Below are 23,790 nucleotides of genomic sequence, written 5' to 3' on the forward strand. Positions count from 1 at the left end.
TCATCCGGACACTCTCTCGGAAAGGGCGCGGGCGTCCTGGCGGACCTGCCGGCCGGTACGGGTGGGCGTGAGCGTCGAGAACGACAGGGCGCTGCGTCCCCACAGCGCCATCCCGATCGCGACGACCAGGAGGACGCCGCCGACGATGAGGGCCGAGAGCCATTCCGAGCCGACGATCGTCGCCAGCCACTTCACGAAGGCGCCGATCAGCACGAGCAGGGCGACGACGGAGAAGACCGCCGAAGCCATGAGGCAGACGATGCCGATGATCAGCGAGCGGACGTTCCGCGCCATCTCGGCGCGGAACAGGGCGATCTCCTTGCGGGCGAGGTCGTTGGTCTCGCGCAGCGCGTCGCCGATGAGGCTCTGGATGCTGCCGGCGGGCGACGCACCGGAGGAGCCGGGGGGTGGGGTCTGCGATCCGGTCGACATGGCCGGGCCGCTCACGCGCGGAAGCCGTCGCGGGCGTCGCCTTCCGGCGGCAGGCTCGACGACTTGATGAAGCGCGCGGCGATGAAGCCGGCGACGAACGTTCCGACCGCGACCGCGACCGGTGCACGGCGGGCGAAGGCCTCGGCATCGCCGTAGAAGTCGGCGAAGCTGCGCGACTCGATCGAGCCGCCGAGCTGGCTCAGGCCGTCGGCAGCGCTGTCGAAGAACGCCTTGATGTTCGGGCGATCCTCGAAGTCCTTGCTCGAATCGCGCAGGGTCTTGGCGAGATCGTGGACGGACTGCGCCGCGTCGTTCTTGCGGCCCTCGACGAAGGTCTGCGCCTGAACCCGAGCTGCATCCATCAGGCCGCGCCCGCGCTCGGCCGCGACGTCGGCCAACCCCTCGACGTCGCCCTTCAGGCTGCGCCACTCGGCCTGCTCGCTGGCTGCGGCCTTGGCCGGATCGGGGTGGGGGATCTCGGACGCGGCCATGAGGGGACTCCTTCGAACACGGGGTCTTAGCGGGGCGATGTTCGCCTGAGTAACATCGTCCACGTCCGGGGGTTCCGGGGACGACGGCACATCCGCGGCTCAGCCTCCGTTCAGGGGCGATCGGCCAAGGTTCGCTCCTGCCTCCGCCGCCCCGCGCGGCGGGGACGGATGCGGGGACAGGCCCCGGATTTCGTCGTGACGGCCGCAAACGATCGCTTGACCCGCGGCAGTCATTCGCGCTTGGCTAACGCTACGGATCGCGCCGACCTCTCGCGCGTTCACGATGGCAAGAAACGTTGACGTTGCGCGTTCCACGCCGGCGCGCTTGAGGATCCGGAGCCCACCTGAGTGGCACGCCTTGTGATCGTATCGAACCGCGTTGCGGTTCCGGAAGAAGGCGGCAAGGCGGTCGCCGCCGGCGGCCTCGCCGTAGCCGTGAAGGAGGCCTTCACCGCCTACGAAGGTCTCTGGTTCGGGTGGAGCGGCAACATCAGCGAGGAGCCCTCAGAGGAACCGACGCTGATCGATCGAGACCGCGTCCAATACGCGGTGGTCGACCTCTCGCCGCAGGATCACAAGGAATACTACGCCGGCTTCGCCAACCGGGCGCTGTGGCCGATCATGCATTACCGGCTCGGTCTCGGGGCGTTCTCGCGCTCGGACTACGCCGGCTATTGCCGCGTCAACCGCATCTTTGCGCGGGCGCTCGCCAAGCTCGTCGAGCCCGACGACATCATCTGGGTCCACGACTACCACCTGCTGCCGATGGCCGCCGAGCTTCGCGGCCTCGGCCTCGCCAACCCGATCGGCTACTTCCACCACATTCCGTGGCCGGCCGCCGACGTGTTCAACACGCTGCCGGCGAGCAACGACCTGCTCCGCGCCATCGCCGACTACGACCTGATCGGCCTGCAGACCGACCCGGACGTGCAGAACCTGTCCCGCAACCTGATCGACACCCTGCGGGCGATCCCGCTCGGCGGCGGCTCGCTGATGGTCGACGGGCGCCGGACCCGGATCCGCAGCTTCCCGATCGGCATCGACGTCGCCGGCTTCAAGGACGCGGCGGAGAAGGCGGGCTCGAACAAGGTGGTGCGCGAGACGATGGCGGGCCTGCGCACCCGCAAGCTGCTGATCGGCGTCGACCGGCTCGACTATTCCAAGGGCGTGCCCGAGCGGATGGAGGCGGTGGAGCGCTTCTTCGCCTCGAACCCCGACCAGCGCGGCAACGTCACCTACATCCAGATCACGCCGAAGTCCCGCAGCGAGGTGCCGGAATACGAGCAGCTCTCGCGCACCGTCAACGAGACGGTCGGCGAGATCAACGGCGCGCTCGGCGACCCGGCGTGGACGCCGATCCAGTACGTCACCAAGGCCTATCCGCGCCCGGTTCTGGCCGGGCTGTATCGCGCCGCCCGCGTCGGCCTCGTGACGCCGATGCGCGACGGCATGAATCTCGTGGCGAAGGAATACGTCGTCGCCCAGAGCGAGGACGATCCCGGCGTGCTCGTGCTCTCAAAATTCGCCGGTGCGGCACGGCAGTTGCCCGAAGCGCTGATGGTGAACCCCTACGACCGCTTCGAGGTCGCGGAGGCGATCCGGACGGCCCTGTACATGCCGCGCAGCGAGCGCCTGGAGCGCTGGAAGCCGATGGTCGAGCGCATGACCCGCGAGGATGTCGATTGGTGGGCGCGCAATTTCCTCTCCGAGCTCGAGAACTTCCGCACCGTCGAGCGCGAGCCGCCGACGACGGCCGCCGCGGCGGAGTGATCTCGGGGCGGACGTCGTCGTTCTCCACGGCCCATGCGGCCCGGCGGCTTGATCCGGGATCGCGGATGCGTCCACACCGGCTCCGGGCCGGGGGGACCATTCCGTGTCGCAGTCACGCATGATCGCCGTCGACGACGGCGTGCCGGCGCCTCTGGGCGCCCATTTCGACGGGCGCGGCGTCAACTTCGCGCTCTTCTCCGAGCACGCGACGGCGGTCGACCTTTGCCTGTTCGAGCCGGGCGAGCGCCACGAGAGCCGCACGATCCGCCTGCCCTGCCGCAGCGACGACATCTGGCACGGCTACCTCCGCGGCGTCCTGCCGGGCCAGCTCTACGGCTACCGGGTGCACGGGCCGTGGGAGCCGGCGCGCGGCCACCGCTTCAATCCGTCGAAGCTCGTCCTCGACCCTTATGCCCGCGAGATCCGTGGACGGATCCGCTGGCACGACGCCCTGTACGGCCACCGCCGCGGGCTGCAGCGCGAGGATCAGATCGACCGGCGCGACAGCGCGGTCTACATGCCGAAATCGGTCGTCACCGCGCCGGAGGTTCCGAACCTCGCGCTGCAGCCGATCCGCCGCCCGCTCTCCGAGACGGTGATCTACGAGGCGCACGTCAAGGCGCTGACGATGACCCATCCGGCCGTGCCGGAAGCCGAGCGCGGCACCTATGCGGCGCTGGCCCATCCGGCGATCGTCGAGCACCTGTGGAAGCTCGGCGTCACCGCGCTCGAGCTGCTGCCGATCCAAGCCTTCGCCGACGACCGCTTCCTGGTCGACAAGGGGCTGGTGAACTTCTGGGGCTACTCGCCGCTCGGCTACTTCGCGCCCGATCCGCGCTATCTCGGCGACGGCGGCCTCGGCGGCCTGAAGGCGGCGATCCGCGAGCTGAACGCCGCCGGCATCGAGACGATCCTCGACGTGGTCTACAACCACACCGCCGAAGCCGGCCATGCCGGGCCGACCTTGTCGTTCCGTGGCATCGACAACGCCAGCTACTACAAGCTCGACCCCGACAATCCCCGGCGCGACGTCGATTGCACCGGCTGCGGCAACACCCTGGACGTCGCTCACCCGCGGGTGATGCAGATGGTGCTGGATTCGTTGCGCCACTGGGCGACCGCCTACGGCATCGCCGGCTTCCGCTTCGACCTCGCCACCAGCCTTGGCCGGGCGCCCTCCGCATTCTCGGCCGAGGCCGCATTCTTCCAGGCGGTGGCGCAGGATCCGGTGCTGGCGCGGGTGAAGATGATCGCCGAACCCTGGGACCTCGGCGAGAATGGCTATCGCCTGGGCGGCTATCCGCGCGGCTGGAGCGAGTGGAACGACCAGTTCCGCGACGCCGCCCGCGGCTTCTGGCGCGGCGATGCCGGCCAGCTGGCCAAGCTGACCCAGGGGCTGACCGGCTCGCGCGAGGTGTTCGCGCCGTCGGGCCGCTCGCCGCTCGCCAGCATCAACTTCGCTGCGACCCATGACGGCTACACGCTCGCCGACGTGGTCGCCTACGAGGAGAAGCACAACGCCGAGAACGGCGAGGACAACCGCGACGGCCACGGCCACAACGTCTCGCGCAACTACGGCGTCGAGGGGCCGACCGACGACCCGGCGATCCTCGCCATCCGCGCCCGCCAGAAGCGCAACCTGCTCGCCACCGTGATGCTGGCGCAGGGCGTGCCGATGCTGCTGATGGGCGATGAGCGCTCGCGCACGCAGCGCGGCAACAACAACGCCTATTGCCAGGACAACCCGACGAGCTGGATGGACTGGTCGACCGATCCCGACCCGGATCTCGGCGCCTTCGTCTCGAACCTCACGCGCCTGCGTCGGGAGAGGCCGGCCCTTCGCCGTCGGCAGTTCTTCGACGGCACGCCGATCGCCCCCGGGAGCACCCTGCGCGACGTGCATTGGCTCTCGCCCTGCGGCGCGGAGATGAATTCCGACGCCTGGGCCGACGAGAGCCGTCGCGCCTTCGGGATGCAGTTCGGCAACGACCTCGATCACGGCCGCATCCTGATCCTGATCAATGCCGATCCCGAGCCCTGCGACTTCCGCCTCGCCGCGGTGATCGGCGGGCCGTGGCAGACGGTCCTCGACACCACCGCCGCGACCGGCGCGGTCGCACCGGACGCCGCCGCGCACGCGGCGGAGGCGATCGTGCCGCTGCCCGGCCGCGCGATCCTGGTGCTGGCCGAGGCCGATGCCCGACCCGCGCGAGCGTCGGGCCGCTTCGTCAGCGCCTGAGCGGCCGCCGAAACCGAATCGCAACGCTTTGCAAACCATCCTGCCGCCCGGGCGAGACGCGGGTGGAAGCGGCATGGGCGGGCAGGACCGGGGCGGGCAGGACCGGGAGATCGCCGCCGACGCGGCGGCGGCCCCGATCGACGTCTCGATCGTGATGCCGTGCCTCGACGAGGTGCGTGCCCTGCCGACCGCGATCGCCAGCGCGCGCGCCGCCCTCGAGACCCTCGCCGCCAAAGGCTTGGCCGGGGAGATCGTCATCGCCGACAACGGCAGCACCGACGGCAGCCAGGCTTTGGCCGAAAGCCTCGGCGCGCGGGTGGTGCCGGTCGGAGAGCGCGGCTACGGCGCGACCCTCGCCGGCGGCTTCCAGGCGGCGCGCGGGCGCTACCTGGTGATGGGCGACGCCGACGGCTCCTAGGACTTCCGTATATCGCAAGTCTTTCCGATCGAACCTAAAAGTCGGCATGCACGAGACAACAACCGTCTTGCTGGCATCGAGAGGTGTCGTGCTCGAGAGCGAACGATAGTTTGCGAGCAGCATCGCGATGAGGGAAACCAGCCGGACAATGCGTGCCTGATAGCGCGCAAAATGGCCTGAGATCGCTCCGCAGACAAAGGCGTTCAGGATCACGCCCAGGGTGATGATCAGCTCCGCCGTAAGGAGGCACTCTAGATCCTCGCCGCCGGCGCGTCTCTCCTCGGCCACAGCGCCGGACCGGAAGACCTGCACGAGCTTATAACACGTGAAACAAACCGAGCCGAGGACCGTAACGATGTGGAGCACGGCGAGCAGCACGCCGTCCATTCTGGGACCGCAGGCATCGGCATTGCGCTCGCAAACGTCCATATGCGGTACGACGCGCTCGATGGCGGTGCGACCCCACCAGCCGATCTTCAGGAACGTTGCCGGGTTGCGCATCGGTTCCAGGACATAGAACTCGCCCAGTTGAAGAATTCCGCAGCCGATGGCATCGCGCAGCACGGCCAGCGAGGCATGTGCGACGACCGCTAAGCCGATCGCGAGTTCCTCATCCTTCTGCCGTGTCCTTGTTTCGTAATCGGATATGTTGAAGACAGCACGTGTCTGGTTTTCGGACCAGAGTATCTCATCCTCGCCGGCCATCGGACGTTCCTTGAACCGGCACAATGTTGGGCTTGCCCCGCCTGGGCAGGCAGCATAGAGATAATCACGTCCAGGCCCATCTGCGATCAGGCGTGCCATCAGGAATGGCGGGCTGCGTTGTGCTATGCCGACATCGGAGCGATAGACTGCTCCGAAAGCCCATCCCGATATGACCGCCATGGCAATGGCAGCAGCCGACCCGGCCGCACGACCTGCAATCGCACGCGTTGGAATGCCAAGAGCTGCGAGTATCGGTATCGAGGCAACCAACAAAATCGTTGATATCACGATATTCGCAGCGTGAAAGGACACGCTGACGGTCAGCAGAAACCATACGAGGATGCGGCTCTGAAACGAAGTACGAGCTGCGTATATCGTCTGTGTCGTGATACATATTATGACAAAAGCGGCAAATAGATCCGGCATCGCACATGAAACGAAGAATGGAAGGCTCGTAAGTAGGCTCAATACGATGATCAGTAAGTAGTAGTATCTCGGTTTCAACGGCGGGAACGATGTGCGCATCAACATGGCAATGAGCCAAGCGGCAACGAAAGCTTGGATCGCGGCAAGTAACCAGAGCGTTCCGGTCTCGACAGTGGCCACGAGTGCGAGGCCATAGTACGGCGAGCGCCCTCCGGCGACGGTTGCAAAAATCCGTTTCCGCATCGCTTCCGAACGCGGCATCACCGAAGTCGGATCAGCTTCGCGGTCCTCGCTGGCACGTTGTGTTTCGATGCCGAGGCGCGATGCGAAGTACTCGCCTTGAGAATAATACCAAGCCGTATCCGGAAACACCGAAGGACGGCCGTTCGCTGCGCCCACTGCGAAGATGATCAAAGCTGCGAGCAAGGCATGTATCAACCAGGGCAGGCTTGTCTTCGGAAGGGGTATTGCTGGACGTGCCGGCTATAGGAATTTCTGACGCAACGCTTTCATTCTCATTTCTCGCCCTGCATCCCGGCCGAAACGATGCACATGCGAGTCTGCTATCCAGTCTGGTGCACCCGTGCCGCATCACGATCGCAGGCGAGGCTTGCGATCCCGTGAAGCGTCGTCGGCCGGCGTGGTCGGCGGCGGGGCGTGTCAGTGATCGTGGCTGCAGCCGGGGCCATGCACGTGGGGCGCGTGATCGTGCGCGTGGTGATCGTGGCCGTGATCGTCCGCGTGCGTGTGGTCGTGGCCATGGTCGTGATCGGCATGCGCCGCGTGCGTGTGATGATCGTGCGAATGGTCGTGGCCGCAGGTGCTGTGGTCGTGCGCCATGCGCTCGGGCCGGAAGGCGCGGTCGACCGGGCTCGCGGTGCAGCCCTGGCCGCGGACGAGCTCGGCCGTGGCCGGCGAGGCCGGGACGTGGAGCACGTCGGCGCCGATCTCGGCCGGGACGTGGTTGCCGCCGAGCTGCCAGGCGAGGCGGATCAGGCGGGCCGGGTTCTCGGCGCGGATCTCCAGCAGCGCCTCCGGGGCGGCCTTGACCGCGACCAGGCGGCCGTCATCGAGGCGCAGGGCGTCGCCGTCCTCAAGCCCGGCGGCCTTGGTCAGGGCGAGGTCGATGTGCAGGCCGCCGGCGCTGTGGAGGTGCCCGTGCTGCGCCTGGCGCCCGGCATGATCGAGGCTGATCGTGTCGACGACCGCGTCGGGGCGGACCGCGGCCTTGCGGACGATCGTGGTGGCTCTCGGCATGGCACCCTCTCTCTGGCGGCGATCGGAAGGAACGAGGCTCGGGCCTCGCGGAACCCGCATACGCAGGCTCTTACCCCGCACAATGCGCCGTGCCGAGGCCAATTCACGCGCGGCCGGCCACGGGAACTGCGACGCGGCGGGTCATCGCAGTCGTCGGCGCGAGGTCGGGCCGAGCCCGGCTTTCCGGCGCCCGTCGCCGATCTCGACGGAACCTTGGCCGTGGCAAGTGCATTTCATGGCCGATAAGGCTAAGCTCGGACCGCACCATCACCACGGCGAAATGCCGGACCGGATGCACAAGGGAGTCACGGACTCATGAAGAAGCTCATCGCCGTCGCCCTCGCAGGCACCCTCGCCCTCTCGGTCGGCGCCTGCAACACGCCGCAGGACCGCGCCCTCGGCGGCGCCGGTCTCGGCGCCCTCGCCGGTGCCGCGATCGGCGGAGCCGCCACCGGCCGCGCCGGCGGCGCCCTCGCCGGTGCCGCGATCGGCGGCGCGAGCGGCGCCATCGTCGGCGCCTCCACCGCGCCGCGCTGCCCCTACGGCACCTACCGCGACGCCTACGGCGACGTGTACTGCCGCTGAGGCCTCGCCGCCGACCGAACGTCGAAGGGCCGGAGCCGAGCGCTCCGGCCCTTTCTTCGTTTCAGGTCTGAGCCGGAGCCGAGCGCTCCGGCCCTTCCGCGTTTCCGGTCGAGCCTGTATCCCCGGCGGCTTGTCGTCGCCGGATCCCGTCAGGGTCCCCGGCGGCACCGCGAAGAGGCCTGCCGGTGACCGTTCCGCATCTCCGAAACATCCGCGCCGGGTCCCGATGAGCTCGGGGATCTGGGGCAAGATCGGCGGCGCCGGGATCGGCCTCGCCATCGGCGGCCCGCTCGGGGGGCTCGTCGGCGGCCTCGCGGGTCATTACCTCGTCGACCGCGAGGGTGCGCTGTTCGGGCCGATGCCGCGCGACGTGGTCTTCACCACCGGCCTCGTCGCGCTCGCCGCCAAGATGGCGAAGTCAGACGGGGTGGTGACCCCGTCCGAGGTCGAGGCCTTCGGCAAGGTCGTGCAGGTCGGCGAGGCGGAGCGCGCCCGCGTCACCCGGCTGTTCGACCTCGCGAAGCGGACGACCAACGGCTACGAGGCCTATGCGCGGCAGCTCGCCAACGCCTTCCACGACGAACCGTCGCTGCTCGAGGACGTCCTCGACGGCCTGTTCCACATCGCCACCGCCGACGGCGCGATCCATCAGGCGGAGGAGGCCTATCTCCGCGCGGTGGCCGAGATCTTCGGGTTCGACGACGCCGCGTTCCGCCGCATCGCCGCCCGGCACGTGCGGCTGGCCGACGACCCCTACCTCGTCCTCGGGCTCGAGCCCGGCGCCGACCCGGTTGCGGTGAAGGCGCGCCACCGCCAGCTCGTCGCCGAGAACCACCCCGACCGCGCCATCGCCCGCGGCCTGCCGCCCGAGGCGGTGGCGATCGCCACCAAGCGCCTCGCCGCGATCAACGCGGCCCACGACCGGATCCTCGCGGACGGCGCCGCCGCGGTGGAGGGCGGTTCGCCATGACACCGGACAGCCCGCTCGCCAGCCGCATCCAGCCCTCGCCGAACCACGGCGAACGCCTCGGCCCGCGGCCGGACATGCTGATCCTGCACTACACCGGCATGACGAGCGCGGCCGCCGCTATGCAGCGGCTCGCCGACCCGATCGCCGAGGTCTCGGCCCATTACGTCGTGCTGGAGGACGGCGCGATCTGGCAGATGGTGCCGGAGAGCCGCCGGGCCTGGCATGCGGGGCGGGCGTCCTGGCGCGGCGAGCGCGACGTGAACTCCCGCTCGCTCGGCATCGAGATCGTCCATCCCGGCCATGCCGGCGGCCTGCCGCCCTACCCGGAGGCGCAGATCGCCGCCGTGACAGCGCTCGCGCGCGACATCGTCTCGCGCTGGGCGATCCCGGCCGACCGGGTGCTGGCGCATTCCGACATCGCGCCCGGCCGCAAGGAGGATCCGGGCGAGACTTTCCCTTGGGGCCGGCTCGCGGCGGACGGCGTCGGCCATCACGTGCCGGAAGTGCCGATGCGCGACGGGCGCTTCTTCGCCGAGGGCGATGCCGGGCAGCCGATCGAGGCGCTGCAGGCGATGCTCGCGCTTTACGGCTACGAGCAGCCGGTGACGGGCACATTCGATCGGCACATGCGGGACGTCGTCACCGCGTTCCAGCGCCATTTCCGTCAGGCGCGGGTCGACGGCATCGCCGACGCCTCCACCATCACCACCCTGCGCGACCTGATCGCGTCGCGGCCAAGCTGAGGCGGCCGTCAGGGCGCGATCGCCGGATCGCCTCCCTCCCATGTCGGCCGGACTCGCGTTGCTGGCCGCCCTCGCCGCCCCGGCCTCGGCCCAGAATGCGGGCGGGAGGGCGTCGATGAATTCGGCTGCGCCCGCCGCGACCCGTCCGGACCTGCCGGATCTCGGCCGGCCGCTCCAGGTCGCACGGGTCGTGGCGGAGGGGCGCGTGCCATTCTTCGAGTCGGCGGATGCCGACCCCACCTGCTCGAGCCTCGCGCCCGCCTGCCGCGACAGGGCTTGCGGCGGCATGAACGTCAGCTTCAGCGGCGTCTACCGCCGGGGCGGCTGACCCTCGGGCTCAGGCCCGGCCGTGGAGCTCGGCTTCGCGCGCATCCGCATGCGCCTCGCTCCGTGTGCGCCACAGGCTGTAGAGGATGCCGATCGTCAGCAGCACCACGGTCACCGCCAGCGACACCCACGGCGGCACGTGGACGAGGCCGAAGGTGTCGGCGACGACGATCTTCGTGCCGATGAAGATCAGGATGAAGGCGAGCGCCGTCTTGAGGTAGGCGAAGCGATCGACCATCGCCGCCAGCGCGAAGTAGAGCGCGCGAAGCCCGAGGATCGCGAAGATGTTCGAGGTGTAGACCACGAAGGTGTCGGTCGTGATCGCGAAGATCGCCGGCACGCTGTCGACCGCGAAGATCACGTCGGCGCCGTTCACCAGCACCAGGGCGAGCGCCAAAGGAGTGAGCCACATGGCGGTCTTGCCGGTCCTGGCATCGGTCTTCCGCACCAGGAAATGCTGGCCGTGAAGCTCGGGCGTGATCCGCAGCTTCGCCCTGAGCCACCGCACGGTGGCGTGATCCTGGAAGTCGCCGGCGTCCTCCTCCTTGGAGAACAGCATCTTCAGGCCGGCATAGATCAGGAAGGCGGCAAACAGCGACAGCACCCAGGCGGCCTGATGCACCAGGGCGGCGCCGAGCCCGATCATCAGCCCGCGCAGCAGCACGGCGGCGAGGATGCCCCAGACCAGCACCCTGTGCTGGGCGGCGAGCGGGATGCCGAGCGCCGACAGGATGACCGCGATGACGAAGACGTTGTCCATCGACAGCGACTTCTCGACAACGAGCCCGGTGACGTATTCCTGGGCGGGCTGCGCGCCGAGGTACCACCAGATCCAGCCGCCGAAGGCGAGGCCGAGGCTGAAGTAGAAGGCGGTGAGGAGAAGGCTCTCCTTGACGCCGATCTCGTGCTCCTTGTCGCGATGGAGCAGACCGAGATCGAAGGCGAGCAGAGCGGCGACAAGGGCGTGGAACCCGAGCCACATCCAGATCGGCTTGCCGAGCCACTCGACGTACAGGAAATCGACCATGAGCGGGACCGTGATGCTTCTTTTGCAAGGAAAGCATCGGCTCCGACATCACGGAAGCATCTTGAGAGAGCATCCCGCCAGAGGGGCCCGCAGCCGATAAGCGGCAGTTAAAGACCCGAACGCGGCGAATCAAGGGCGGGCTCGAGCGATGCCGGGCCATGCAGGCATGCCTTGACAGCGGGGACGATCGGACGCCTTCCGCTGCGATGGACATGCGAGACGACGACGTGGCGCAGGACGACGCCTCCCGGAACGAGGTCGCGGTCGTCGGCGGCGGCCCAGCCGGGCTGGCGGCGGCCGAGGTGCTGGCTGCGGCCGGGCACAGGGTCGCGATCTACGACCGGATGCCGTCGGTCGGCCGGAAATTCCTGCTCGCCGGCCGCGGCGGCCTGAACCTGACCCACAGCGAGCCCGTCCCGGACTTCCTGCGGCGCTACCACCCGTCGGGCAGCCTAGCCGGGGCGATCGCGGCGTTCCCGCCGGATGCGTTGCGGGCCTGGTGCGATGGCTTGGGGGAGCCGACCTTCGTCGGATCGAGCGGGCGGGTGTTCCCGAAGGCGTTCAAGGCCTCGCCCCTTCTGCGGGCCTGGCTGCGCCGCCTCGAGGGCGCGGGCGTCGGCATCCGCACCCGGCACCGGCTCGTGGCCGTCGAGGACGGCACCCTGGTGTTCGAGACGCCGGAGGGGAAGAGCTGGACGAGGCCGAAGGCGGTGCTGCTGGCGCTCGGTGGCGCGAGCTGGCCCCGCCTCGGCTCTGACGGAGCCTGGGTGCCGATGCTGGCGAATCTCGGCGTCGCCGTCGCGCCCCTGCGCCCGGCCAATGCGGGCTTCGCGGTGGCGTGGTCGGACCATTTCCGCGAGCGCTTCGCCGGGCAGCCCCTGAAGCGGATCGGGTTGACCGCCGACGGCGTGATCGTGCGGGGGGAGGCGCTGATCACCGCCGACGGCATCGAGGGCGGTGCGATCTACGCGGTGTCGCGGGCCCTGCGCGCGATGATCGAGCGCCAGGACAAGAGCGGGAAGGACGCGGGAGGCAAGGGCGCCGCCCGCCTCGTGCTCGACCTGCGTCCCGACCTCAGCACGAGCGCCCTCGCTGACCGGCTGTCAGACCCGCGGCCCGGCGAATCGATGGCGACCCGCCTGCGCAAGGGGGCCGGCCTGTCGCCGGTGGCGGCGGGGGTGCTGCGCGAGGCTGCGGGCGTCGCGCTGCCGGCCGACCCGGATGCGCTCGCCGGGCTGATCAAGGCCGCACCGTTGCGCCTGCACGCGATGGCTCCGATCGAGCGTGCGATCTCAACCGCCGGCGGTGTCGGCTTCGACGGGCTCGACGCGGGCTTCATGGTCCGGAAGCGCCCGGGCTTGTTCGTGGCCGGCGAGATGCTCGACTGGGAGGCGCCCACCGGCGGCTACCTGCTCCAGGGCGCGATCAGCAGCGGTCGGGCGGCGGCGGCCGGGATGGCGGCGTGGCTTGCCGGACGAGAGGACGTGAGCGCCGCATGATCCCCTGGGAGAACCTCGACACCGCTTCGATCCCCGGCGACGGCGGCACCCTGCGGCTGCGGCGGCGGGGCACCGAGTACGCGATCATGCTCGGCCAGAACGAGTTGATGAACAGCCGGCTCAGCGGCTCGGAGGAGGCGCTGGCGACTCTGGCCTGCGGCAGGATCGCATCACGCAAGGCGCCGCACGTGCTGATCGGCGGGCTCGGTATGGGCTTCACCCTGCGCGCCGCGCTCGGTGCGCTGCCTCCCGGAGCGGCGGTGACGGTGGCCGAGCTCGTGCCCGCTGTGGCCGCCTGGGCGCGCGGACCCCTGGCCGGCGTGTTCGACGGCATCCTGGACGATCCCCGCGTAACCTTGCGCGAGGTGGACGTGGCGCGCGCGATCGGCGAGCGTCCGGCCGCCTGGGACGCGATCCTGCTCGACGTCGACAACGGGCCGGACGGCCTGACGCGGGCCTCCAACGACAGGCTCTACGATCCGGCCGGCCTCGGCGCCGCTTATGCCGCCCTGCGTCCGGGCGGGGTCCTCGCGGTCTGGTCCGCGGGGCCGGACCGCAGCTTCGGCCGCCGCCTGCACGATGCGGGCTTGAGCGTCGAGGAGGTCGCCACCCGCGCCAACGGCCGAAAGGGCGGCGCCCGCCACGTGATCTGGCTCGCCGTACGTTCCGGCCGCGGCTGAGGCCTGGAATTACCTCATCCCCTCCGCGACCGACCGGCCGGTTCGAAGCGCGGGTCCCATCTCCCATAAGGAGAAGGACAGGTTGAGGGGCGTGAGCTTTGCGGAGGAGTCACGCCGTCACCCCAACCCTCTCCCACGGGAGAGGTCCGTGCCGTGCCTCGCGCGATCGATCCGGTGACGCGACCGTCACATCCGCGCGCAGAACCCGACCATGCCGGCGGCTTCCGACGGGCAGGAGGCGGTTGCCGTCCCGTCGGTGCCTTGCGAGAAGACCGGGGTGCCGGCCTTGAGGCAGTAGGCCGAGACGAAGACCTCGCCGCCCGCGCAGGCGATCTCGCAGCCGGTGGCCGGGCAGGTCTCGCTCCGTACCGCCCGGAACGGCGTCGCGGGGGCTGCGGCAGGGAGCGCGGTGGCGGCAGGTCCCGCCGGGCCGGCTTCCCCCTTCTGTCCCGCATCTCCCTGGGGGCCCGCCGCGCCTCTGGGGCCCGCCTCCCCTTTCGGACCCGTCTCGCCCTTAGGACCCGTCTCGCCTCTGGGACCCGTCTCGCCCTTCGGGCCGGCCTCGCCCGCCGGTCCGGCCGGGCCGGGAAGCCCCGCCACGCCCTGCGGGCCGGGCTCGCCGCGCACCCCGGTCTCGCCCTTGGCGCCGGCCTGTCCCTCGGGGGCGCAGTTGGCGATCACGGCCTCGCGCTCGTCCTCGTTGCTCTTCAGCGACACGACGCAGCTGCCCGGTCGGTAGGGCAGACGGAACAGGAAGCGGCCGCGGGAATCGGCCATCACCGACACGTCCTCGTCCATCACGACGACGGCGCCGCCCTTGCGCACCGAACCCGAGATCCGCAGGTCGCCGGCCTCGATGCGGGCGTCGTAGACCATGATCGGCTGGGACGGCGCCTGAGGCCGACGCGCACGCTGGTGGGCCGGTGCGGACGCGGCGGGCGCATCGAGTCCCGGCGCCGCCGGCTGCTGGGCTTGCGCGCCGCCGGCGAGAACGAGGCATCCGGCGATCAGCGTGGCGAAGCGCGCGCGATGAAAGATCATGTCGGACATTCCCCGCCGCCGGATCGCGCGGCGGCGGGACATTGCCGCCCGGCTGCCACCGGGGTCAACCCTGGCCATGGCCGCCTTCAAATGGAGCCGATCCACACCCTTCCACACCCGTCCACAGGCCAAGCTGCTGCCCCGGCGGGACTATTTTCGGGCGGTGCGAAACCGTTTGAAAGTGTTCTTGTTTTGTTCCTATCTGACGTCATGTTGGAGCTGGGACGGGATGGAGCGGTCGCGTGACGAGCCGGATGAGCAGGGACCGTCCACGGCGGAACGGCTCGCGGAATTGCGGGCCCGCCTCGACGCGGAGCGGCGCCCCGGCGCGGGCGGCGTGCTGCCGTTGGGCGTCGCCGACCTCGACGCGCGGCTTCCCGGCGGAGGCCTCGGCCTCGGCCTCCTGCACGAGGTCGCCCCGGAGGGCGCGGGCGACGAAGCCTCGGCCCTCGGTTTCGTGCTGGCCCTGGTCGCCCGCCATCTCGCGCGGGCGGCGGGCGACGCCCTCCTCGTCGTCGCCCCCGGCCATCCCATCCCCTACGGCCACGGCCTCACCGGGCTCGGGCTCGATCCGGGGCGCCTGCTGCTGCTGGAAGCCGAGGCCGACGCCTCCGTGTTCGGTGCCCTCGAGGAGACGCTGCGCGCCGGGCACCTCGCGGCGGTGGCCGGGCTCGTCGCGGATGGGCTTCCGCTGAAGCCGGGCCGGCGCCTGCAGCTGGCCGCCGGATCCTTCGGCACCGCGCCGCCCCTGCTCCTCATCCTGCGGCCCGGCCGGGCCGACTTGCCGAACGGCGCGGCGACGCGCTGGCGGATCGCGGCCGGCGGCGCGGCGCGCGACCGGTTCGGCTGCACCCTGCGTCCCCGTTGGCGCGCACGGCTCGACCGCTGCCGCAACGGCCGGCCGGGCGACTGGCTCCTGGAGTGGGATCATGCCGCGCATCGTTTCGATCTGCCTGACGGACTGGCCCGTCGCGCGCCTGATGCGCGCGGGAGCCGCGCCGGATGACGGCGTCCCCCTGGTGATCGCCGCCGCCGGGGCCGGCGGCCTGCGGCTCACCGCCGTGAACCCCGCCGCAGCCGCCCTCGGCCTGCGACGCGGCGAGCCGCTGGGCCGCGTGCGGGCGCGGATCTCGACCCCGCTCCACGTCTACCCGGCCGATCCGGCCGCCGACGCGGCGGCGTTCGCCAGGCTCTGCCTCTGGGCGCAGCGCTACACGCCGTGCGTCGTCCCCTTCGGCCCGGCCGAGGCCTGCGACGGCCTGTACCTCGACGTCGCGGGGGCGGCCCACCTCCTGGGCGGCGAAGCCGATCTAATCGCGGACCTCGCCGCGCGCCTCGCGCGATCCGGGATCCCGGCACGGATCGCGCTCGCCGACACGCCCGGCGCGGCCTTCGCCCTCGCGCGATACGGGCGCGGCGAGACCATGTGCGTCCCATCGGAGAGGACCGAGCAGGCCCTGAGGCCCCTCCCCGTCGAGGCCCTGCGCTGCGAGCCAGCCGTCGCCGTCGCCCTGAAGCGGCTCGGCCTGCCCAGGATCGGCGCCGTCCTCGACGCGCCGCGCCCGCCGCTGGCCCGCCGCTTCGGCGCGGCGCTCCTCGTTCGCCTCGACCAGGCGGCCGGGTGCCGGCCGGAGCCGCTCGTCCCGGTCACGGAGCCCGTGCGCTACGGCGCCGCCCGCGGCTTCCTCGATCCGATCGGCAGCCAGGAGATCATCGTCGCCACGGTGCGGCGGCTGATGGCCGAGATCGCGCCGCGCCTCGAGGCGGACGGGCTCGGCGCCCGCGGCTTTCGCCTGTCGCTGCACCGGGTCGACGACGTGGTGCGCGCCCTCGACCTCGGCCTGTCCGAGCCGAGCCGCAGCCCCGACCATGTCGCGCGCCTGCTGCAGCTTCGGCTCGAACGGCTCGGCTCTGGCCTGGATGCCGGCTTCGGCTTCGAGACGGTCCGCCTGGACGTGTCCGCCACCGGCCCGATGCCCGGCCGCCAGGCTACCCTCGCCACCGGCCCCGCCCCTCAGGACGACCGGACCGCCGGCCTCGCCGACGCCCTGCGCCAGCGCTTCGGCCGACCCGTGATCCGCCTGAGCCCCCGTGCAAGCCACGTGCCCGAGCGCGCCGACCGCATCGCCCCCTGGCACACCGAACCTTGGCGCACCGAACCTTGGCGCATCGAGCGCATCGTCCTGCACTGGCCCGATCCCGATGCCGGCATCGGTCCCCGGCCGCTGGTGCTGTTCGACCGCGGCGAGGCGGCCGAGGACGTGATCGCCCTGGTGCCGGAGGGGCCGCCGCGCCGTTTCCGCTGGCGCTCCCGCCTCCATCGGATCGCGCATTCGGAAGGGCCGGAACGGATCGAGCCCGAATGGTGGCGCGAGTCCGGCGTCCCGCGCGACTACTACGTCGTCGAGTGCGAATCCGGCCGCCGGCTCTGGCTCTACCGCGACGGCCCGAACCTGGCCGACCGGCCGGCCGCGTGGTTCGTGCACGGGCTGTTCGCGTGACGGCGGCGGCTTACGCGGAACTGGCCGTCTCGACCAACTTCTCGTTCCTGCGCGGCGCCTCGCATCCGCAGGAATACGTCGAGCAGGCGATCGCCTACGGGCTCCGCGCCATCGGCATCGCCGACCGCAACACTTTCGCCGGGGTGGTCCGCGCCTATGCGGCGGCGCGGGTGAAGCCGGAGCGACCGGGCGCGAAGGACATCTGGAACATCCCGTTCCTGCCGGGGGTGCGGCTCGTCACCGAGGATGGGTTCGAGGCGGTGACCTACCCGATGGATCGGGCGGGCTACGGCCGCCTGTGCCGGCTGCTGTCCTCGGGCAACCGGCGGGCGCGCAAGGGCGAATGCCGCTTCTCCTTCGCGGAGATGCTGGAGGCGGCCGAGGGCCAGGTCTTCATCGCGATGCCCCCCGGCCGGCGGCTGGTGCCGCCCGTGGCCTTCTCCGCCCGGGTCGAGGCGCTGGCGGCCGCCGCACCCGGAAGGGTCTGGCTCGGTGCCAGCCACCGCCACCGCGGCGACGAGCGCCGGCGTCTCGGGCTGCTCGCCGAGCTCGGGCATCGCCTCGGCGCGCCGATGGTCGCGGTGTCCGACGCGCTCTACCACCATCCCGACCGGCGTCCGCTGCAGGACGTGATCGCCTGCATCCGCGAGGGCTGCACCCTCGCGGATGCCGGCTACCGCCTGGAAGCCAACGCCGAGCGCCATCTCAAGCCGCCTTCGGAGATGGCGCGGCTGTTCGCCGACCATCCGGAGGCGCTCGCCCGCACGGTCGAGATCGCGGAGGCCTGCGGCTTCTCCCTCGGGATGCTGAGCTACGAGTACCCCAAGGAGCCGGTGCCGCCGAACCGGACGCCTCAGGACTACCTGGAGGAACGGGTCTGGGACTGCGCGCGCTGGCGCTTCCCCGACGGCGTCCCCGAGGACATCGAGAGGACGCTTCATGGGGAGCTCGCCCTCATCGCGAAGATGAACTACGCGCAGTACTTCCTCACCATCCGCGACATCGTGGAGTTCGCGCGCGGCCGGGGCATCCTGTGCCAGGGCCGCGGCTCGGCCGCCAACTCCGCCGTGTGCTTCTGCCTCGGCATCACCGCGGTCGACCCGACCCAGATCCGCCTGCTGTTCGCCCGCTTCATCTCCGAGAACCGCGACGAGCCGCCCGACATCGACGTCGACTTCGAGCACGAGCGCCGCGAGGAGGTGATCCAGTACCTCTACGGCAAGTACGGCCGCGAGCGCGCGGCGATCTGCTCGACGGTGATCCACTACCGCCCGCGCTCGGCCATCCGCGAGGTCGGCAAGGTGCTGGGGCTGACCGAGGACATCACCGCCTCGCTCGCCGAGACGGTGTGGGGGTCGTGGGGCAAGGACCTGCCGGACAAGCACGTGGCCCAGGCCGGCCTCGATCCCGGAAACCCGGCGATCCGGCAGGCGGTGGACCTCGCGGTCTCGCTGATCGGCTTCCCACGGCACTTGTCGCAGCACGTCGGCGGGTTCGTTCTGACCCGCGGGCGGCTCGACGAGACCGTGCCGGTCGGCAACGCCGCGATGCCCGACCGCACCTTCATCGAATGGGACAAGGACGACATCGACGTGGTCGGCCTGATGAAGGTCGACGTGCTGGCGCTCGGCATGCTCACCTGCATCCGCCGCGGGCTCGATTTCCTGGCCCGCGACTACGGCCTCGACTACCCGACCCTCGCCGACCTGCCGCCGGAGGATCCGGAGGTCTACGCGATGCTGTCGAAGGCCGATTCCGTCGGCGTGTTCCAGGTCGAAAGCCGGGCGCAGATGTCGATGCTGCCGCGGCTGAAGCCGAACGCATTCTACGACCTCGTGGTGCAGGTCGCGATCGTCCGCCCCGGCCCGATCCAGGGGGACATGGTGCACCCCTACCTGCGGCGGCGGTCGGGTGCCGAACCGGTGGAATACCCGGCCCCCCACCCCGATCACGGGCCGGCCAACGAGTTGGAGAAGGTCCTCGAAAAGACCTTCGGCGTGCCGCTTTTCCAGGAGCACGCCATGCAGATCGCGATCACCGCGGCCGGCTTCACCCCGGCCGAGGCCGACGGCCTGCGCCGGGCGATGGCGACCTTCCGGCACGTCGGCACGATCGGCGGCTTCGAGCAGAAGTTCATCGGCGGGATGACCGGACGGGGCTACCCGAGGGACTTCGCCGAGCGCTGCTTCGCGCAGATCCGCGGGTTCTCCACCTACGGCTTCCCGGAGAGCCATGCGGCGAGCTTCGCGCTTCTGGTTTACGCCTCGGCCTGGCTGAAATGCCGGCACCCGGACGTGTTCCTGGCCGCTATCCTCAATTCGCATCCGATGGGCTTCTACCAGCCGGCGCAGCTGGTGCGCGACGCCCGCGCTCACGGCGTCGAGGTGCGCGGGCCCGACGTCAATGCCAGCGACTGGGACTGCACCCTGGAGCCGGCCGCGGAGGTTCCCCCGCCCGGGGTGCCGAAGCGGCTCGCGGTGCGGATCGGTCTGCGGCAGATCACCGGGCTGCCGCAGGCTGCGATGCGCCGGCTCGTGGCGTTGCGGGCCAATGGCTATGCCAGCATCGAGGGCCTGCAGGCGGCCTTGGCGCTGCCCCGCAACGCGCTGGAGCGGCTGGCCGAGGCCGACGCGTTCCGCTCCCTCGACCTCGACCGGCGGGCGGCCCTGTGGATGGTGCGGACGCTGGAGGGCGGTCGCATCGCCAAGCCCGTGCCGGACGAAGTTCTCGGCCGGCGCGCGCACCTGCTGGAGGCGCCGTTGCCGCTCTTCGCCTTCCATGCCGACGACGGGCTCTTCCGCGACGAGCCGACCGTGGCGCTGCCGCCGATGCCGGCTTCCGAGCAGGTGGCCGAGGATTATTCCGCCACCGGGCTCTCGCTGAAGGGCCACCCGGTCGCGTTCTTCCGCGCCCGGCTCGCCCGGATCGGCGCCGTCCCGGCCCGCGAGCATCACGATCCCGGCTTTCCCCAGAACGGTCGCGTCACCGTGGCCGGGCTGGTGCTGACGCGGCAGCGCCCCGGCACCGCCAAGGGCGTGGTGTTCCTGACCCTCGAGGACGAGACCGGCATCGCCAACGTCATCGTCTGGAAGAAGGTGTTCGAGGCCAACCGCCGCGCCGCGATGAACGCCCGCTTCCTCGCGGTGCAGGGCCGGGTGCAGCGGGCCGAGGGCGTGGTCCACCTCATCGCCGAGCGGTTCCGCGACCTGACGGAGGAGTTGCTCGAGCTTCGCGCCGGCGGCGTGCGCCTGCCGCCCGAGACCAACGATTTCGGGGCTCCCACCGACCGGCGGACCTATCGCAGCCGGGATTTCCATTGAGGGCGCCGCGCGCCGAGCCTCGACAGCCGACCGGCTGCGCGTATGGTGCGGCCATGCTTCGCTTCGCCCTCGCCTGCCTCCTGCTGATCCCCGCCGCTGCCCGCGCCGACGAATGCGACGGCCTCGCCCAGAGGATCGCCGCCGCCACAGGCGGCAAGGTCGGGCGCCGCGCCGGCCCCAGCATCGACATCCGGGTGCCCGGCGCGATCAAGCTCGACCTGACCTGCCGGGCCGAGCCGATCGTCCAGGCGAGCTCCGGCGAGACGACGCCGTCGGCCGCCTTCTTCCGCGACCTGTCGATTGCCTCCGAGCTGCTCGTCGGCGAGTCGGCCGGCGCGGTCCAGGCCATCATCGCCACGGCACATGCCACCGCGCTCTCAGAGCGGCGCAAGTCGTTTGTCCAGCAGAACGGCTGGTCGGCGAGCTGCTACACCGACAGCACCGGCTCGATCCGCACCCTCTGCTCGGTCGGCCGCATCCCGCCGGGCTGACATGCGCTTGACCGGTCGTGCGGCCGGGCCGATCTCTCTCACAGACGTTCTCGGCACGGAGCCCATCATGCCCGCCTTGCTGACGGATGCTTCCCGCCTCGACGCGCATCGAAGCTTCTGGGACTTCGTCGCGTCCCGCCCCGACGAGGAGAAATGGGAACTCATCGAAGGGCGTTTCGTCATGCAGGCGCAGCCGAGCATCGATCATCAGATCATCGCCGGAAACCTCGACCGGCGGCTGAGCAGGGCCTCGAACGGATCGGCTCGGACCGGGTGGTCCTGCAGAACCCGGCGATCGACCTGCGGCCGGTGATCGAGGGGAACACCTACGTTCCCGACGTCGCCGTGATCGATCGATCCGACGTCGAGCCCGGCCGAAGCGTTTCCCGGACCTGCTACCTCGCCGCCGAGATCATCTCCCCCAGCGACCGCCGGAAGCCCTCGGGCACGAACCGCGGGAAGATCGCGATCAAGCTGGCGGGCTACCAGGCCCTGCCGATGTGCGAGGTCGTCCTGCTGATCGAACAGCGGGTCGTCGCGGTGACGCTCGCCATCCGCGACGCGGGCGGCTGGATCACGCGACGCCTGACCGAACCCGGCGAGCACCTGATCCTGCCCGCCGCCGGCCTGGATTGCCAGGTCGTCGACCTCTACGCGCGCACCTCCCTGGCACGCGCGCGGAGGACGGCCTGAGCGTTCGCCTCAGTACTCGACGACGTCCTCGAGCGCGTAGTGCTTCACCGTCTTGCGGTTGGCGATCAGCTCCGCGATCGTCGGCTCGCCCCGCATGGCCCGGCCGATGGCGAGCTTCGTCGCCTCGTAGTTGGTGCGGTAGAGGTCCTTGCGGTCCACGTTCGGATCGGCGCCGCAGCGCTCGTCGAGCCAGATCATGATGATCATGCACAACTCGTCCAAGCCGTCCTTGGGCAGGATGCCCTCGATCACGCAATCGACGATCGCGTCGCCGGTCGCGGCCTGAACCACGCCGCCGAGAAGCTCGGCGTATTCCGCGGTGTGGATCGTGACCTTCGTGGTCATCATCGTCGCCGGGCGCACGAGCTGGTTGAGGTCGCGCACCACGAACATCCGGGTGTGGCCCTGCACCTGGCCCATCATGCCGGCGAAGGCCTGGCCGACCGGGCCCCGCGTCGAGCCGATCAGCACCTCGGGCATCGCGTCGGTGTATTGACCCTCGGCGGCGAGCACCGTCGCCTCGCCCGTGCGGAACCAGATCTCGGACATGTCTCTCGGCCTTGGAAGCGGCGCCCCGGCGAGGCGCGGTCGGCCGCGCAGACATCATCCCCGGAGGGCTTCGTCAACCGCCGGACCGGGCGGCCGCCTCGATAAAGCCCGGCGCCGGCTCTGGCCTCCGCGGGCGCGATCGGTCATGCAGGACGGCGACCGAACGGGAATGCACGACGATGAGCGATCCGGAGCAGGAACCGGGCCCCGCGGGCGAACGCGGTTGGAGCCTGTCCGCGGCGGCGGCGGGCGACGGCGTGCGCCTCGAGCTCGGGCTGCCCGACCTCGACGGAAAGCCGGTCACCGCCATCCTCAGCCTGAGCCGGGCGGAGGCGCGCGCCTTCGCCCGCACGTTGCTCGCCGCCTCGGGCGACGCCGCCGAGCGCAGCTTCCCGCAGCCCGCCAAGCGATAGCGGCTCAGCGCAGGCCGATGCCGGGATTGGTGCGCCCGGGCAGGCGCGGAACCTTCGCGGTGCGCGGCTCGATCGGGGCGCCGCAGGCGTAGACGAACTCGGTCTGCAGGTCGGTGAACACCGTCTCGCCGGTGATCCTGCAATCCTCGCGCACCGTCTCGTCGAGGTAGGTCCGCGCCGCCAGGCGGAAGCGCGCCGCCCGCGTCTCGCCGGGGTCGCGGTCGGCATAGCGGTCGCCGATGCCGCAGCCGGTGAACTCGCGTACCGCGTTCGAGACGATCAGCATCCGCCGTTGCTGGCGCTGGTCGTAGACCTCGTACGGGTCGTTGCAGGAAATCGTCACGACCTGGGGCGTCAGGCTGACATAGGTCTTGGAGATGTGGGAAAACCCGGTGCATCCGGTGACCGCGAGGCCCGTCGCGACGGCGATAACAAACGCCAGCCGCTTCATACCCGTCTCCACGCAACCGACCCGCGGACGACCCGCACGGGCATTGAAGCTGCGACGGCCGCCCGGTCAAGCTCCGCCGGGACACAGGCGCAGGCTTATGCGCCGCCGCCCTCCCAATCCTCGACCCGCAGGCCGGGGACGCGCGAGAATTCTCGGACGTTGCGGATGACGAGCGTCACGTCGCGCGCGAGCGCCTGCCCGGCGATCAGGACGTCGTAGGGGCCGATCGGCGTTCCGGCCGCGGCGAGGACCGCACGGATCTCGCCGGCCTTGCGGGCGTCGGCGACGGTGAAATCGATCACGGGGAAGCGCAGGGCATCGATCCCGGCGAGCGTTTCGTCTTGGCGATCACCATGATAGGCGCCGAACAACAACTCGTGCAAAACGATCGCCGAAACGCCGAAATCGCGCCGCCGATGTGCTCGCAACCGCTCCCAAACCCGTTGTCGTTGCTTCAGCAAAGCCACTACGACATTGGTATCAAGCAGATAGAGCATCAGAGTTCGTCGAGCGCCGGGCGGTCTTGCTGCGGCACATCTTCATCCGTGGCTTCCAGGATGGCATCGAGGACGCAGGGTCGAGCTTGACGGCGATGGCTTCGAGCCAAGCCCACTCATCCACGATCGGTTCGAGGATGACCGCCTCGCCGTCGCGTCGGATCCGCACCGTGTCGCCCTCGAACTGGAAACCGGGCGGCAATTGTACCGCCTCCTCCCCGTCCGATCGGATGATCTTCGCGATGTTCGACATGCCGACCTCCCG

26 protein-coding genes are annotated in these 23,790 nt (G+C 70.5%); 17 read left to right on the plus strand and 9 right to left on the minus strand.

Annotated features, from left to right (window positions below):
- On the minus strand, positions 1–432 hold the full coding sequence (locus tag MKK64_RS19575; protein ID WP_147727465.1) for a phage holin family protein: 432 nt from the start codon (positions 430–432) through the stop codon (positions 1–3).
- Positions 433–443: 11 nt separating this feature from the next.
- Positions 444–923, minus strand: a complete 480-nt coding sequence (locus MKK64_RS19580) for a hypothetical protein (RefSeq protein ID WP_243936574.1) — start codon at positions 921–923, stop codon at positions 444–446.
- 348 nt (positions 924–1,271) lie between these two features.
- Between MKK64_RS19580 and MKK64_RS19585 the strand changes: the two genes are divergently transcribed.
- From MKK64_RS19585 to MKK64_RS19600, 4 genes are all read left to right on the plus strand, one after another.
- Complete coding sequence (locus MKK64_RS19585; protein ID WP_147858801.1) at positions 1,272–2,693, plus strand: trehalose-6-phosphate synthase; 1,422 nt, start codon at positions 1,272–1,274, stop codon at positions 2,691–2,693.
- Positions 2,694–2,811: 118 nt separating this feature from the next.
- Positions 2,812–4,932 carry a glycogen debranching protein GlgX gene (gene glgX / locus MKK64_RS19590; RefSeq protein ID WP_243936626.1) on the plus strand — a complete coding sequence of 707 codons (2,121 nt, stop codon included), beginning with the start codon at positions 2,812–2,814 and terminating at the stop codon, positions 4,930–4,932.
- Between the two features lie 154 nt (positions 4,933–5,086).
- On the plus strand, positions 5,087–5,350 hold the full coding sequence (locus MKK64_RS19595; protein WP_243936628.1) for a glycosyltransferase: 264 nt from the start codon (positions 5,087–5,089) through the stop codon (positions 5,348–5,350).
- 357 nt (positions 5,351–5,707) lie between these two features.
- On the plus strand, positions 5,708–5,944 hold the full coding sequence (locus tag MKK64_RS19600) for a hypothetical protein (RefSeq protein WP_243936576.1): 237 nt from the start codon (positions 5,708–5,710) through the stop codon (positions 5,942–5,944).
- Between the two features lie 1,197 nt (positions 5,945–7,141).
- Here MKK64_RS19600 and MKK64_RS19605 read toward each other — a convergent pair.
- Positions 7,142–7,738 (minus strand): urease accessory protein UreE, encoded by a 597-nt coding sequence (locus MKK64_RS19605; protein WP_243936577.1) that lies wholly within the window; start codon positions 7,736–7,738, stop codon positions 7,142–7,144.
- A 315-nt stretch (positions 7,739–8,053) separates the two neighbouring features.
- Here MKK64_RS19605 and MKK64_RS19610 point away from each other — a divergent pair, with 315 nt between their 5' ends.
- The 4 genes from MKK64_RS19610 (at position 8,054) to MKK64_RS19625 (ending at position 10,364) form a co-directional block, all read left to right on the plus strand.
- Positions 8,054–8,323 carry a hypothetical protein gene (locus MKK64_RS19610; protein ID WP_147858798.1) on the plus strand — a complete coding sequence of 90 codons (270 nt, stop codon included), beginning with the start codon at positions 8,054–8,056 and terminating at the stop codon, positions 8,321–8,323.
- A 226-nt stretch (positions 8,324–8,549) separates the two neighbouring features.
- Positions 8,550–9,293 carry a J domain-containing protein gene (locus MKK64_RS19615; RefSeq protein ID WP_243936578.1) on the plus strand — a complete coding sequence of 248 codons (744 nt, stop codon included), beginning with the start codon at positions 8,550–8,552 and terminating at the stop codon, positions 9,291–9,293.
- Positions 9,290–10,036 (plus strand): N-acetylmuramoyl-L-alanine amidase, encoded by a 747-nt coding sequence (locus MKK64_RS19620; protein ID WP_243936579.1) that lies wholly within the window; start codon positions 9,290–9,292, stop codon positions 10,034–10,036. Before MKK64_RS19615 ends, MKK64_RS19620 begins: the two co-directional genes overlap by 4 nt.
- 40 nt (positions 10,037–10,076) lie before the next feature.
- The gene (locus MKK64_RS19625; RefSeq protein ID WP_243936580.1) at positions 10,077–10,364 is read left to right on the plus strand and encodes a hypothetical protein; all 288 of its coding nucleotides are present in this window, start codon (positions 10,077–10,079) and stop codon (positions 10,362–10,364) included.
- A gap of 9 nt (positions 10,365–10,373) precedes the next feature.
- Here MKK64_RS19625 and MKK64_RS19630 read toward each other — a convergent pair whose 3' ends face one another.
- Positions 10,374–11,390, minus strand: coding sequence for a TerC family protein (locus tag MKK64_RS19630; protein ID WP_243936581.1), 1,017 nt, complete (start codon positions 11,388–11,390; stop codon positions 10,374–10,376).
- A gap of 212 nt (positions 11,391–11,602) precedes the next feature.
- On the opposite strand from MKK64_RS19630, the gene MKK64_RS19635 reads away from it, so the two are divergent.
- The gene (locus MKK64_RS19635; RefSeq protein WP_243936582.1) at positions 11,603–12,889 is read left to right on the plus strand and encodes a TIGR03862 family flavoprotein; all 1,287 of its coding nucleotides are present in this window, start codon (positions 11,603–11,605) and stop codon (positions 12,887–12,889) included.
- Positions 12,886–13,569 carry a spermidine synthase gene (locus MKK64_RS19640; protein ID WP_243936584.1) on the plus strand — a complete coding sequence of 228 codons (684 nt, stop codon included), beginning with the start codon at positions 12,886–12,888 and terminating at the stop codon, positions 13,567–13,569. The genes MKK64_RS19635 and MKK64_RS19640 overlap by 4 nt, the downstream gene beginning before the upstream one ends.
- A 186-nt stretch (positions 13,570–13,755) precedes the next feature.
- On the opposite strand, the gene MKK64_RS19645 is transcribed toward MKK64_RS19640, so the two are convergent.
- Positions 13,756–14,610, minus strand: a complete 855-nt coding sequence (locus tag MKK64_RS19645; protein WP_243936586.1) for a collagen-like protein — start codon at positions 14,608–14,610, stop codon at positions 13,756–13,758.
- A gap of 229 nt (positions 14,611–14,839) precedes the next feature.
- Here MKK64_RS19645 and MKK64_RS19650 point away from each other — a divergent pair, with 229 nt between their 5' ends.
- From MKK64_RS19650 to MKK64_RS19675, 6 genes are read left to right on the plus strand one after another with little or no spacing between them, the layout of a single operon-like run.
- Complete coding sequence (locus MKK64_RS19650; protein ID WP_243936587.1) at positions 14,840–15,616, plus strand: ImuA family protein; 777 nt, start codon at positions 14,840–14,842, stop codon at positions 15,614–15,616.
- Positions 15,540–17,111, plus strand: coding sequence for a Y-family DNA polymerase (locus MKK64_RS19655; protein ID WP_243936589.1), 1,572 nt, complete (start codon positions 15,540–15,542; stop codon positions 17,109–17,111). The genes MKK64_RS19650 and MKK64_RS19655 overlap by 77 nt, the downstream gene beginning before the upstream one ends.
- The gene (locus tag MKK64_RS19660; RefSeq protein WP_243936591.1) at positions 17,108–20,431 is read left to right on the plus strand and encodes an error-prone DNA polymerase; all 3,324 of its coding nucleotides are present in this window, start codon (positions 17,108–17,110) and stop codon (positions 20,429–20,431) included. The genes MKK64_RS19655 and MKK64_RS19660 overlap by 4 nt, the downstream gene beginning before the upstream one ends.
- A 53-nt stretch (positions 20,432–20,484) precedes the next feature.
- Positions 20,485–20,922 (plus strand): hypothetical protein, encoded by a 438-nt coding sequence (locus tag MKK64_RS19665; protein WP_147728264.1) that lies wholly within the window; start codon positions 20,485–20,487, stop codon positions 20,920–20,922.
- 7 nt (positions 20,923–20,929) lie between these two features.
- Positions 20,930–21,235, plus strand: coding sequence for a Uma2 family endonuclease (locus tag MKK64_RS19670; RefSeq protein WP_243936593.1), 306 nt, complete (start codon positions 20,930–20,932; stop codon positions 21,233–21,235).
- Positions 21,196–21,615 (plus strand): Uma2 family endonuclease, encoded by a 420-nt coding sequence (locus MKK64_RS19675; RefSeq protein WP_243936594.1) that lies wholly within the window; start codon positions 21,196–21,198, stop codon positions 21,613–21,615. The genes MKK64_RS19670 and MKK64_RS19675 overlap by 40 nt, the downstream gene beginning before the upstream one ends.
- A 9-nt stretch (positions 21,616–21,624) precedes the next feature.
- On the opposite strand, the gene MKK64_RS19680 is transcribed toward MKK64_RS19675, so the two are convergent.
- Positions 21,625–22,164, minus strand: a complete 540-nt coding sequence (locus MKK64_RS19680; protein ID WP_243936595.1) for a formaldehyde-activating enzyme — start codon at positions 22,162–22,164, stop codon at positions 21,625–21,627.
- A gap of 179 nt (positions 22,165–22,343) precedes the next feature.
- On the opposite strand from MKK64_RS19680, the gene MKK64_RS19685 reads away from it, so the two are divergent.
- Entirely contained in the window at positions 22,344–22,577 is a 234-nt protein-coding gene (locus tag MKK64_RS19685) for a hypothetical protein (protein WP_243934574.1), read from the plus strand.
- Positions 22,578–22,581: 4 nt separating this feature from the next.
- On the opposite strand, the gene MKK64_RS19690 is transcribed toward MKK64_RS19685, so the two are convergent.
- From MKK64_RS19690 to MKK64_RS19700, 3 genes are all read right to left on the minus strand, one after another.
- Positions 22,582–23,028, minus strand: coding sequence for a hypothetical protein (locus tag MKK64_RS19690; protein WP_147728159.1), 447 nt, complete (start codon positions 23,026–23,028; stop codon positions 22,582–22,584).
- A gap of 95 nt (positions 23,029–23,123) precedes the next feature.
- Positions 23,124–23,525, minus strand: coding sequence for a type II toxin-antitoxin system VapC family toxin (locus MKK64_RS19695; RefSeq protein ID WP_243936596.1), 402 nt, complete (start codon positions 23,523–23,525; stop codon positions 23,124–23,126).
- Positions 23,509–23,778 (minus strand): antitoxin, encoded by a 270-nt coding sequence (locus tag MKK64_RS19700; protein WP_243936597.1) that lies wholly within the window; start codon positions 23,776–23,778, stop codon positions 23,509–23,511. The genes MKK64_RS19695 and MKK64_RS19700 overlap by 17 nt, the downstream gene beginning before the upstream one ends.
- Between the last annotated feature and the right edge of the window lie 12 nt (positions 23,779–23,790).

It is taken from the genome of Methylobacterium sp. E-025 (genome assembly GCF_022829705.1).
Classification (GTDB): domain Bacteria; phylum Pseudomonadota; class Alphaproteobacteria; order Rhizobiales; family Beijerinckiaceae; genus Methylobacterium.